Annotated in this window: 7 protein-coding genes and 4 pseudogenes; 2 read left to right on the forward strand and 9 right to left on the reverse strand. The window is 50.7% G+C overall.

Annotated elements, in window-relative coordinates:
* Window positions 1-18 precede the first annotated feature (18 nt).
* Window positions 19-1,584, reverse strand: coding sequence for a S1C family serine protease (locus ACHHV8_RS26310; RefSeq protein ID WP_395162342.1), 1,566 nt, complete (start codon window positions 1,582-1,584; stop codon window positions 19-21).
* Window positions 1,585-2,581: 997 nt separating this feature from the next.
* On the reverse strand, window positions 2,582-2,992 hold the full coding sequence (locus ACHHV8_RS26315) for a YugN family protein (protein WP_395162343.1): 411 nt from the start codon (window positions 2,990-2,992) through the stop codon (window positions 2,582-2,584).
* Between the two features lie 197 nt (window positions 2,993-3,189).
* Between ACHHV8_RS26315 and ACHHV8_RS26320 the strand changes: the two are divergent.
* A pseudogene (locus ACHHV8_RS26320) lies at window positions 3,190-4,489 on the forward strand (ammonium transporter).
* A 133-nt stretch (window positions 4,490-4,622) separates the two neighbouring features.
* Here ACHHV8_RS26320 and ACHHV8_RS26325 read toward each other — a convergent pair.
* The 6 genes and pseudogenes from ACHHV8_RS26325 to ytxC form a co-directional block, all read right to left on the reverse strand.
* On the reverse strand, window positions 4,623-4,961 hold the full coding sequence (locus ACHHV8_RS26325) for a hypothetical protein (protein ID WP_395162344.1): 339 nt from the start codon (window positions 4,959-4,961) through the stop codon (window positions 4,623-4,625).
* A gap of 184 nt (window positions 4,962-5,145) precedes the next feature.
* Window positions 5,146-5,589, reverse strand: coding sequence for a flavodoxin (locus ACHHV8_RS26330; protein ID WP_395162345.1), 444 nt, complete (start codon window positions 5,587-5,589; stop codon window positions 5,146-5,148).
* A 195-nt stretch (window positions 5,590-5,784) separates the two neighbouring features.
* A complete protein-coding gene (locus tag ACHHV8_RS26335; RefSeq protein WP_395162346.1) occupies window positions 5,785-5,913 on the reverse strand; it encodes a hypothetical protein in 129 nt (42 codons plus the stop codon).
* An 83-nt stretch (window positions 5,914-5,996) separates the two neighbouring features.
* Window positions 5,997-6,372 (reverse strand): annotated as a pseudogene (locus ACHHV8_RS26340) (3D domain-containing protein); the annotation flags it as partial.
* 516 nt (window positions 6,373-6,888) lie between these two features.
* Window positions 6,889-8,830 (reverse strand): annotated as a pseudogene (gene thrS, locus ACHHV8_RS26345) (threonine--tRNA ligase).
* Between the two features lie 297 nt (window positions 8,831-9,127).
* The gene (ytxC, locus tag ACHHV8_RS26350; RefSeq protein WP_395162347.1) at window positions 9,128-10,045 is read right to left on the reverse strand and encodes a sporulation protein YtxC; all 918 of its coding nucleotides are present in this window, start codon (window positions 10,043-10,045) and stop codon (window positions 9,128-9,130) included.
* A gap of 240 nt (window positions 10,046-10,285) precedes the next feature.
* Between ytxC and ACHHV8_RS26355 the strand changes: the two genes are divergently transcribed.
* Window positions 10,286-11,386: a GGDEF domain-containing protein gene (locus tag ACHHV8_RS26355; protein WP_395162348.1), complete on the forward strand. Its 1,101-nt coding sequence runs from the start codon at window positions 10,286-10,288 to the stop codon at window positions 11,384-11,386.
* 45 nt (window positions 11,387-11,431) lie between these two features.
* Here ACHHV8_RS26355 and mqnC read toward each other — a convergent pair.
* Window positions 11,432-12,569, reverse strand: a pseudogene (mqnC, locus tag ACHHV8_RS26360) (cyclic dehypoxanthinyl futalosine synthase).
* Between the last annotated feature and the right edge of the window lie 177 nt (window positions 12,570-12,746).

The raw sequence follows: 12,746 nt of genomic DNA on the forward strand, positions 1-12,746 counted from the left end.
TTCTATACTCGCCTTGTTTTATTGTTGGCTCTCTGTTGCGTTCTTATCGCCGATGGTCACGGTAATGGTCTCTTTCTTGCCGTCGCGCAGCACAGTCAGATTCGCTTTATCGTTGACCTTCAGCGTTTTTACTTTATCCACAAGCTCCTGCGAATTGTTTACCTTCGCGCCGTTCACTTCCGTGATGACGTCATAAGGTCTCAAGCCCGCTTTGAAACCTGGGCTTTTGCGCTCCACTTCAGAGACGATGGCGCCGTTAGTATTCTCCAGCTTCAGCTCGGACACCCATTCTTTATCGATATCGGAGAGCTTGACTCCAATGTACGGAGCCGGCTCTTTCGGTATTTTCACATTGTTCTTCAAGTTGTCGAGAACACTGGAAATCGTGCTTGTCGGGATAGCGAATCCGATCCCCTGGGCCTGAGAGCTGACAGCCGTATTAATCCCGATGACTTCCCCGCTCAAGTTCAGGAGCGGCTCGCCGGAGTTGCCCGGATTAATCGAAGCGTCGGTCTGCAGCAAATGCTTGTATTCGCGCGTACCTTGACTGTCCGGAATCGAGATCGGACGTTCTTTGGCGCTCAATACGCCGACGGTTACCGTATGGTCGAAGCCGTAAGGGTTCCCGATAGCCACAACCCAGTCCCCTACGTTCACATCGTCCGCTTTGCCCAGAGGCAGCGAAGAGAACTCTTTGTCGCCGTCAATTTTCAACGCGGCCAAATCGAGATCATAGCTGTTGCCAAGCAGCGTCGCCTTGAACGGCTTGTCGTAGCCCTGCACCGTAACCCAAATTTCCTCAGCGCCGTCAATGACGTGCTCGTTCGTCAAAATATAGCCGGACTTTTCGAAAATAAATCCGGTTCCCATGCCTCCCGGCTGAAGCTGATCGCTTTGATTGTTTTTCTGTCTCTGCGATCCCCCGTCATTGCCGAAAAATTGACGGAAAAACGGATCGTCGAACAAAGAACTGCCGGAGCTGGCCTTGGCCTTCACCTTGGTCTCGATCTTGACAATAGCGGGACCGGATTGCTCTGCAATCTGCGCGATATTGTTAGGTCTGCCCAAATCCAGCGAAGACGGCTTGACCGTACCGTTGTTGGAGCTTGCCGCAGTTTGTCCCGCTCCGCTCGCCGCGGCGCTGCTCAATACGCCTTTGCTGCCGGTAAACAAGTTCATTTTATCCGAGGTGAACATCAAACCGCCCACTACCACAGCGCCTGCCAGGAAAGAGATTAGGATACTTTTAAAGGAGGATCCTTTCTTGGGACGGTCATACTGCCACGCTCCCATCGGATCCTGCATCGGCTTCTCCGATCCGTTGAAGGTAAAGGAACGGACTGCTTTCGGCGGGGTTACCTCTACGTGCTGCGTCTGTCCTTCGCTCGTGCTTGCGGTCGTTCCGGCCGCCGTTTCGTCCTGCCCTGCAGTCGATTTGTAAGGCCCGTAAGAATAATAGTAAGAAGGCCGTTCCTGCTGTTCGCTTCCGGTATCTTCATCGCTCGTTTGGCGCTCCCGATCCCGGGATGCATTATGGTCATCACCGTCCATCCGGCGAAAATAGTCTCTTTTGTTATCGTCCATTTCTATGACCTCCGTTCCGTCTATAAACCCCTGTTCTTTTTCGCTATTTCATATCCTTGACTATATATTGCCTTCGTAACCTTAAAGAAACCTTAAAAATAAATAAAAGACAGGTAAAATGAGAGGCACATCCCCCCATACCCCCCTTGTACTCCAAGGGGGGCCCCGGGCGCTGGCGCCCCTCAGACCCAGCAAGGTCGGCGGATGGAGCTGCGGAGGCGGCTTCGAATAGGCGGCGGGTTGGGGGATCGCTTTCGTCTTTGCAAAGGATAGGATTGCCCGAGCAATCCTATCCTTTGCAAAGACACGCTTTCATGCGTGCGGTAACGGCGTGGAGCGTGGAGTCTCGTTTTGTTGAATGGGAGCGCGGCTGTTCAGCCGGTTTGCTGTCGCAAAGCCGGCCGAACCCGCTTTACGTCGATGCAGGACAGAGCAGGGCGGGGCGGTTAGCGTGCGTGATAGGAAAGAGGGCTTGGCGAAGCCAAAGCCCTCTTTCCTATCACGCGGACTTAACCGCGAGGGCAGGCATGGAAGCGTGTCAGGGCACAATCACTTTACCCAAGTAAAGTGATTGTGCCCTGACAGACGCGTTCCCCGCACCAAACCTCACATCGAACCTCCAAAGGCCGCTGTCTCCACCAATTTTGCGGGTCCAGGGACGCGAGTGCCCTGGGGCCCCCCTTGAGTTCAAGGGGGGATGGGGGGATTCAATCGCCAGAGCAAGGCGGTTAGCGTGCGTGATAGGAAGGAGGGCTTGGCGAAGCCAAAGCTCTCTTTCCTATCACGCGGACTTAACCGCGAGGGCAGGCATGGAAGCGTGTCAGGGTACGATCACTTTACCCAAGTAAAGTGATCGTACCCTGACAGACGCGTTCCCCGCACCAAACCTCACATCGTACCACCCAAATCAGCTGTCTCCACCAAATTTGCGGGGTCCAGGGACGCGAGTGCCCTGGGGCCCCCCTTGAGTTCAAGGGGGGGATGGGGGGATTCATTCTCACTTCATCGAGTGTTCTACTTCAGTCAACAGCCTCTTCGCCTGTTGAACCCATTTATCTTCCACCGCCGCATCCTTGTCAACCGGCTCCTGGAACTGATTGACAAGAGCACCGAGCGTATTGACCTGGGCTTCGCGATCCAAGCCTTCATTATATAGATGCTTGAGCACGAACGGTTCGCCCAAGCGGATAATCGCATCCGTTGCCTCGGTATCCCCATCCAGGGCGCCATGAGTCACCTGAAACGGAATGCGGAGCCACACCTTATGCGCCTCATCCAGGTACCGGTCGAAGTAGCCATGGTCGTAATCCCAGTTGCCGCCGAGTGCAAATTCAAAACGATGCAAAGCTTCTCTAACCTGATCAAAGGCCTCCTCGCGGTTCACCAAGCCGGATTGTAAAGGGATCATTCGCTTATTCCTCCATAAGTGCAATTTTACTAATTAGAATGAGCGATTTTGGACAAGATTATGCTTGATAAGAGAATTGGCGAACAAGAGCGACTTATGTCATTTATTCTTACGTAATCCGTTGACATAATTACCATAGGAACCGTATAATGATGGTCGGAGTTTCTCTATAATGTACGTAAAAAGGAGATGAGGGTATGGATTTATCCACTTTAGCCGGTGGATTAGATACCATCTGGGTCGTGCTTACCGCCGCCATGATTTTGCTGATGGAAGGCGGCTTCGCCCTGCTGGAAGCAGGCTTTGTTCGGCAGAAGAACGCCGTCAGCATCATCATGAAAGTATTCGTGGACATCACCTTCGGCGCAATGGTGTTTTACTTTTTTGGGTTCGCTTTCATGTACGGGAAGGATGTGTCCGGACTCATCGGAACGACCGGCTTTATGATGGGAGGAGACTTGACACATATCAAGCTGTCGATCTCTCACGACACGTATTGGCTCTTTCAATGCGCATTCGTCATTGCCGTCATTTCCATTGTTTCAGGGGCCGTGGCCGAAAGAATCAACTTTCGCGCTTACATTCTTTACACGATTGCGATGACCGGCCTCATCTATCCTATTGCGGGCCATTGGGTATGGAGCGTAGGCGGCTGGATCGGCAGCCTCGGTATGATCGACTTCGCCGGCTCCGCGGTCATTCACGCCTTAGGCGGTTTCTCTGCACTGGCTGCCGCCCTGTTCATAGCAACCGCGTATCGGTAAATTTTCCGAGAACGGAACCTCGAATATCGTCCCTCCCTCCAATCTGCCTCTGGCATCCGTAGGCGCATTCATCCTTTGGTTCGGCTGGTTCGGCTTCAACTCCGGAAGCACCTTGAGCGCGACGAACAGCTCGATCGGCCATATCGCCGTAACGACTATGCTGTCCGCCGCAGCCGGCGGAGCTTCGTGCATCCTCTTCACCATGTTTCGTTACCGGAAAGCGGATCCTCCGATGGTCATTAACGGCTCGCTGGCAGGCCTTGTCGGCATAACGGCCGGATGCGCGTTCGTCAGCGATGGCGTAGCCATTCTGATCGGGGTAATCTGTGGCATTGTGATGGTCGTGGCGACCGAGTACCTTGAGTCCAAAAAGATCGACGATCCTGTAGGAGCCTTCGCCGTTCACGGCGTAAGCGGAAGTATCGGCACGCTGGCTTTGGGCTTGTTCGCCAAGCCGGAGCTGACCGAAGGGGTCGGTCGAGGCTACAGCGGCCTGTTCTACGGCGGCGGCTGGCAGCTGCTTGGGATACAAGCGTTGGGCTTGGTTATTGTCTCCGTGTGGGGCTTCGTATTGACGTGGGGAGCTTTGAAACTCATTAACCGGTTCATACCGGTTCGCGTCAGCAGAGACGAAGAGCTGGTCGGACTGGACGTAGGGATCCATGGAGTCCCCGCCTACAGCCAGGACCACGAATTCATCGATATCGACGCCCTTCGAAGAGAAAGCAAGTAAGAACATCCGAATAAACGCCTCCTGAACCTCCCGCCGGACGGGATGCTCAAGAGGCGTTTATTCATAAAACGAAAAGCCGGATTCCTTTGAGGGAAGCCGGCTTTCTGTATAGGCAGCTCGATAAAGAGCAATATTAGGCCATTTCCTTTTCCAGCTCGTCGCTGACGTCAACCCAATCCGCCGGATTGGAACTGCGAATCGTTTTGGCATGCTCAATCTCAGCCCGAAGCGCTCGAATCTGCTCCATTGGCTTTTTCACGTAATGAATATATTCCACGGCAAGATGGTGATCCGGCTTTTTCCCCGTGAACATGCGGCGCAAAGCTGACATAGACTGGTAGCTTCGCTCTTCCATTAACCGTTTTTTCTCATAACGCTCGATCACTTGCTCAATCTCGGCAATCTGCTCTTCCTTGCGAGCTATATAGGCATCTAAAAAAGGATAAACTTCAGCCGCTTTTCGTTTACTCACCGGAATCGAACTCCCTGTTAATAAAGCATTCAGCATGGAACATCACCTGTCTCTTAATGTTAACATTCATCACAGTAATTTTATTTTACACTAAAATCGCTGCTTTGAAAACAACTATTTTGAGATGCGAAGATTCCTGCCATCTTCTCCAGGGGGTGGAATCATTTAAAGCGGTACCACTGATTTAAGCCAGCTTCTCAACCAGCTGCTTGCCAAAATTAAAGCATTCCTGCTTCTCGTCATTCGAAGGATTCAGTTCAACCTTCAGGCCCTCCAGTACAACTTCGGCGCCCAGTTCCTTCAGCTTCTCTATAATCGTATCTACAGCTGCTCCATAGGAAGAATAGCTCGAATCGCAAGAACCGAATACAGCCGCCTTTTTACCGGTCAAATCAAGGCCGTCCATTTCATCGTAGAAATCCAGAAACTCATCCGGCAGATCCCCGTCTCCCCAAGTGTAGGCTCCCAGCAGGATGCCGTCATATTCAGTCAATTCCGAGCCGCTGGCGTCCAATGCCGACTTGAACTCAGGCTCAATGCCTGCATCTCGAACTCCATCCCGAATTGCCTCCGCCATTTCTTCGGTATTGCCGGTCATGCTTGCAAAAACGATTAACACTTTGGACATCCCAAACACTCCTCGTCATTTATGTACCTTAAACAAATGATAATGATAATCGTTATCATTTGTTTTTGTCAATAGGAAAAACTGAAAGGAGCCGCTTTCTTCAGAAATGACCAAAAAAAGAAGCCATACTCGCGGATTCGCAAGCTCGGCTTCTTGGATTTACAGCTTATTTACTTCTTAATTACTACTTAATTACTACTTTGCGTTGTTATTTGCGCCTTGGTTAGGATTGTTTTGTCCAGTTTGCTGTACATTGGTCGCCAGCACTTCTTCGGAAAACTCAGTATCATTTTGTTGAGGTTTTTTATTCTTGTTTTTCGCCATGGTTAATCACCTCCCCTTTACTTTCATAGTATGGGTTAGATGATCGGCCTTTATGTTGGCAATTTTAGGACTTACATACTCGTTTAGAACAAAATCTCATTCTCAAGCTGGTTCCACATCATCTTCGTGATCTTTCCTTCGCCTTTTTTCACAACAAGCACATTCACCGTCTTTTTGCCCCACTCCCGGTAAACCTGATCCTTTGTTTCAAAGTACAGGTCAATCCGTTTGCCTTTAATGGCGCTCCCCGTATCCGCTACAATGCCGTAGCCATATCCGGGAATGTACAGCACGGTTCCGATCGGAAAGACGGCAGGATCGGCGGCTATCGTCGAAAATGAATTTTTATCCCGCTGCACCTTCATTCCCGAGAACGTCACGCCATATTCAGGGTGACCCGGGTCACTTTCCGGTCGATTCCTTGCCTGCATAATACCCGGTGGCAACAACCTCTACCACGGCGTATTTGGACATGTCCTTGTTCAGGTTGGGTACGATCGTATATTCTTTTTGTTTTTTGTTTTCTGTGCTGACGGGTTTGACGGCGGCCACTGCCTGTGTCGTTTGGCCTTGCAGTCCCGCTGCCGGAGCCTTTTGCGTCCATGCAGGACCGGATACCGTCTGATTGTGATCGTTTAAGCTCGTTTGACCGTTTTGCGCCAAGGACTGTTGTTTTTGTTCTAAAGCCAGGAATACAGACAATAGAATGACAACAAGACAAACCCATTTGGCATGTGCTACGGTTTTAGGTAACATGGTTTAGTTAAACCTCCCCTTATTAGAAGAGGCTGTCCATATTTGCAAAGGATTATACATCCGGCCGCTTAACCTGAACCGCAGCTGAATATCCCCAGAAAGTGGGGTCTATGCTTCGAAGCGAACTCAGGTACTTTGCGGGGAGCCCCCAAATACAATAAAAAAAAGCGGAAGAATCCATTGAGGATTCTTCCGCCCGCCTGTAACCCAAGTGCTATATTAGTCGATTTGTTTCGTTTGAATAACCTCGTTGATCATCGCAATGGCGCTGTCCAAGCCTTGTACGCCGAGATCGACACCGCCGCGCTTACGGACGGAGACGCTGGCATTGTTCATTTCATTCTCACCGACGACGAGCATGTAAGGAATTTTCTCCAGCTGCGCTTCCCGGATTTTGTAGCCGAGCTTCTCGTTACGCAGGTCGGATTCGACGCGGATGCCTGCATACTGCAGCTTCTCCGCCACTTCTTTGGCATAGCCTTCGAAAGCCGTCGATACCGGAATTACCTTCGCCTGAACCGGGCATAACCAGGTTGGCAGAGAGCCTGCGAAATTCTCCAGCAGGAACGCAGTCATACGCTCCATGGTAGAGATGATGCCGCGGTGGATAACGACAGGACGGTGCTTTTGCCCGTCTTCGCCGACGTATTCCAGCTGGAAGCGCTCAGGCAGCAGGAAGTCCAGCTGAGCTGTAGAGAGCGTCTCTTCCTTCTTCAGCGCGGTCTTGATCTGAACGTCCAGCTTCGGACCGTAGAAGGCCGCTTCGCCTTCCGCCTCGAAGAATGGCAGGCCCAGCTCCTCTACCACTTCACGAAGCATGCGTTGGGACATTTCCCACATTGCATCGTCCGGGAAATATTTCTCCGTATCCTTCGGATCGCGGTAAGACAGACGGAAACGGTATTCCTTGATGCCGAAATCCTCGTAAACCTGGCGAATGAGGTTAATGACGCGGGCAAACTCTTCTTTGATTTGATCCGGACGGCAGAAAATATGCGCATCGTTCAGCGTCATCGCGCGTACGCGGTGCAGCCCCGTCAAAGCTCCGGACATTTCATAACGGTGCATGGTTCCAAGCTCGGCTACCCGGACAGGAAGGTCGCGGTAGCTGCGCATTTCGCTCTTATACACCATCATATGATGCGGACAGTTCATTGGACGAAGCACCAGCTCTTCGTTGTCCATAATCATTTTCGGGAACATGTCCTCTTGATAGTGCTCCCAGTGACCGGAAGTCTTATACAGCTCCACATTCGCGAGCACAGGCGTATAGACGTGATCGTAGCCCAGTCTTTCCTCCAGATCGACGATATATCTCTCCATTGTACGGCGGACCTTCGCTCCGTTAGGCAGCCACAGCGGCAGGCCTTGTCCCACCTCACGCGAGAAGGTGAAGTATTGAAGCTCTTTGCCAAGCTTGCGGTGATCGCGTTTTTTCGCTTCCTCCAGCAGATGAAGATGCTCGTCCAAATCCGCTTTCTTAGGGAACGCCGTCCCGTAAATGCGCTGCAGCATTTTATTCTTGGCATCTCCGCGCCAGTAAGCTCCGGCTACGCTCAATAGCTTGAATGCTTTAATCCGGCCGGTAGAAGGCAAATGCGGGCCGCGGCACAGGTCAAAAAATTCGCCTTGATCGTAGATCGAAAGCTCGGCATCCTCAGGCAGATCGCGAATAAGCTCCAGCTTCAGCGGGTCTTCAAGCTCCGTGAAAATACGGATCGCTTCTTCTCTGCTGACGACACGGCGGCGGATCGGCAAATTTTCCTGCGTGATGCGCTCCATTTCCTTCTCAATCTTCGTCAGGTTCCTCCGGCGTAATCGGCGTTTCCAAATCGATATCGTAATAGAATCCGTCCTCGATGACAGGACCGATCCCTAGCTTAACGGCTTTCTCGCCATAAATCCGCTTGATGGCTTGAGCCATAAGATGTGCCGTACTATGACGGTACACTTCAAGGCCCGCTTCGCTGTCCAGCGTGACAATCTCCAAGCCCGCATCATTTGAAATCTGCGTATTCAGATCAACCGTCTTGCCGTTGATTTTACCTACTACCGCATTTTTCTTGAGCCCGGAGCTGATGGAGCCGGCCACTTCTTCTATAGTGACTCCCTGCTCGTACTCTCTTACCGCTCCATCCGGAAACGTTACTTTTACTGCCATGTCTTTCAGCCTCCAATATCCTTATTGTGACAACAAAAAAAGCGCATCATCCCAAAAAGGGACGAGTGCGCTTGGTCTCGTGGTTCCACCCTAGTTCGATTCGCTTAAGAAACGAATCCTCAACGGCATCCGTTAACGGGAATGACCCGGAAATATATACTTGCAGCCGCCTGGCAGTCCGCGTTCCATATTTCAGCTACAAAGGGGTAAATTATTGTCGTTTCAACTGAAGGAGCTTGCAGCCGGGACTCCTCTCTCTGAGCAGTACTTCAATAATTGTTGTCTTTGATTTCAGCATTATCCTTTATTATAATCAGATGCGGCAGACCGGTCAAGGGTTTGGCATAACCTGCAATATTTACAAAGCTGCACCCTGTTTTCAAAGATTTGCGTAATCGTCTGGATAACCTGTACTTCCGGATCCCGGGTGTGAATATATATCTGCTGCGGAGAAACAGAGATGAGCGTGCTGACAATTACATCCTCAAAATTAATGTCCCGCTCCAGCATTTCCACCGTCAGGGTTGCATCGTTTCCGCTTGTATCAATGGGCTCCATCCGGTCATTCAGCAGCACGAACTCGTTGCCGCCTTTATGTATCAGGTGAGCGAGAGGGATTTTGGCTTCTTGGATATAGACAAAATATTTCAGCAGCGATATGAACTCCTGATACTGCTGATCCATCAGAAACTCATCAATCGCGTATTCGGCCAGCTCGTGCAGCTCTTCCCTGTAAGCCCTCAGCCTAAACCGCATGAATCCATCCAGATTCAATTCCGTATTTTCCTGTAAATAAGCATAAGCCGCTTCCGCAATTTTATATTTACGGCGCAGTGCCGTCTGTTCCATCGCTTCTTCCGCCGATTCCATCTGAATCATATGCCGGCAGTAATTCAGAATGGAACGCACATCGCTTTCTTCCTTGTAATCGAACTCCTTGGCAACCAAGGCGCGAATCAGTTGTTCTTCCTCTTCGTTCACAATCCAATCGGCCAGTGCGTCGGCGACCTTTTTATAGAGCGCGTCCGCCCGATTGTCCAACTGAAAGCGGGGCAGCACGCCATTCACTTCAATGACAGAGCAAGTGTCGGAGCTGTGCGACTCCACCGTGATTTGCTCTTTATCCACACTTTCGACCGCTTCCCGTACCGCTTGCCCGAGCCGTCCAACCGACTCGCCCGGCGATTTCATTAGGGTCAAAGCAATCAGCTTCATCCTATTCACTCCTTCCTTCCCTAACTTCTTTTTTAAGTATATGGCCGCCGCGAGGCATATATACAAACAACAATTTCCCATGGTATAGTTAACAAGGTATAATCGACTTATATCCTTCGCAAGATCATGATAGAAGCGAATCCGGCGCAGTACATACTTACTTCGGCACGGATCATCGTCAAGGCTAGCGTGCAGAGATGAAGAGATTGAAATGCAGCTCATATATGGAGTGACAATTGAATGGGGTTTGACTTATTGCAATTAGTGAATTTGCCTCGTTGGAACCGGAAGTTGCTGTTGGGATACTGGAGCATCATTCTTTTTTCCATTATTACCACGTCCGTCTATAACCTTGTCGTCCTTCTCCGCCACGACAATCAATTCGCGCCGTTATTCACCTTAAATACCCTCTGGATGTGCCTGGCCATGTTATGTATCGAGGCCCTGCATTACTGGATGAACCGTTCCAACGATTACATTATCATTATTGGCGGAGCCGTCATCTCGTATGGCATGGTCAACTCCTTCCCGAATGTAACCGCCTTGCTGACCATCTTGTACGTTCCCATACTGATCTCCATTTTCTATTTTCAGATACGCAAGGTCATTTTTTCGTATATTATCAGCTTAGCCTGCTTGTATTCTCTATTCTTTTTTAACCTTTGTTATCACTCCAAGTATACGGTTTACGATCTGATTGCGATGACGCTGGTATTAACGATCGGCGGTGCCGCCGCGCTCGCTATCATGAGCCGGGGCTCAGAGCTGATGGGTCATCTCCGTTCGTCCATCGCTTCCGGGCAGGACCTGCTGATCAAGAACATTATTATGGACAAGCTGGCCAAAACCGATGCGCTTACCGAGCTCTACAACCATATGGCCTTTCATGAATATTTGGACAAGCTGATTGAGCAGGGGGAAAAATACAATTTATCGTTTCAGCTTGCGCTGCTCGATATCGATCACTTCAAGAAGGTCAATGATACGTACGGCCACCGGGCCGGAGATGTGGTATTGAAAGCCGTCGCACAAACCATTAAGGATATGGTTTCTCTGAATGATTTTCCGGCGCGCTACGGCGGCGAAGAATTTGCTATCATTTTCACAGATATGGAGCTCGAGAAAGCACTGTACAATCTGGAGAATATCCGCAAACGCATTGAGGAGCAGCACCATGAGGAGCTTAAGGGACAGGCGGTAACGATCAGTATCGGGGTACACGATTATAAAAAAGGCTGCACGAAGGAATGCTTGTTTTCCGGCGCCGACCTGGCTCTCTATGAGGCCAAAAGAAACGGCCGCAACCGGACCGTCGTCCATCATACAACAAAAAAGCAATAAGCCCCCGTGGAGATCACAGGGGCTGTTTCTTTTTGCAGCGGATGTTTAGTTTTGCATAATAAAATCTTTCTCGACTCTCTCGTCCAGATCGTCGAACATACGAAGAATTTCGTAGCGCGTGTTGCGCTGCGCCGGGATTTTGCCTGCCTCGCGGATCAGCTGCAGCGTCGAGCCGATATTGACCTTATGCGTCGTTCCTGCTGCCGAGACGACATTCTCTTCAATCATAGTGCTGCCGAAATCGTTGCAGCCGTAATGAAGCGATTTTTTGCCGACCTCCGGCCCCATCGTCACCCACGAGGATTGGAAATTCGGAATATTGTCGAGCATGATGCGGCTGATCGCCACATTTTTCAGGTACTCGTCCTGGACCGAGCTTCTCAGCCTTCAGGTTCGTGTTGTCCGGCTGGAACGTCCAGGAAATAAAAGCAAGGAAGCCAGGCGACTTATAGCCGTTCGCAATGCACTCGTCTTGAGCCTCGCGTACGCGCAGCAAATGAAGGGCACGCTCCTCCATCGATTCGCCGAAGCCGATAACCATGGTGGCGGTGGTCGACATGCCTATGCGGTGCGCCGTCTGCATGACGTCCATCCAATCGCGCCACGAGCCTTTCTTCCGGCTGATCTTCCTCCGCGTACGGTCGTCCAGAATTTCACCGCCGCCGCCCGGCAGCGAGTCCAGTCCTGCGGCATGAAGCTCACGAACCACTTCCTCCAGGGAAAGTCCGTTCGATACTTCCTTCATCTTCAGAATCTCAGCCGGAGAGAAGGAATGCATCGTAATATTGAAACGCTTCTTGATTTCGCGGAGCAGGTCCGTGTAATACGTGAAAGGCAGGTTGGGGTTCGTGCCGCCCTGCATCAAAATTTCCGTTCCGTTCACGTCGAGCGTTTCCTGGATTTTCTGGAAAATCGTCTCGTCCGGCAGCACATAGCCCTCGCTGGAGCCAGGCGCACGGTAAAATGCACAGAACCGACAGTAAACATCACAAATGTTCGTATAGTTAATATTACGTCCGACCACAAACGTAGTGATCGGTTCCGGATGGAACCTGAGCATGATCTGATTGGCGACATGCCCCATCTTTTCTATTTCATCGGATTCATATAATCGAATGCAATCCTCTACGCTAATCCGGTTGCCGGCCAAAGCACGGTCCAAAATGCCGTCGATGGAACTCATATAGAACACTCCTTTGTGCTTCTTTTCACAATCTATTTAGTACACGAAAAAACTCATAAAATCATCGTACCACAAACGCCCGACTTCGTCATTAAAAAAGAGGCTGTTCAAGAAGTTGTGAAATATTGGTCCTGCCCCATACACTCCTTTTTCGCTCCTCACAGCATAGAGAAAGAG

It is taken from the genome of Paenibacillus sp. TAB_01 (genome assembly GCF_043945595.1).
Classification (GTDB): Bacteria; Bacillota; Bacilli; order Paenibacillales; family NBRC-103111; genus Paenibacillus_S.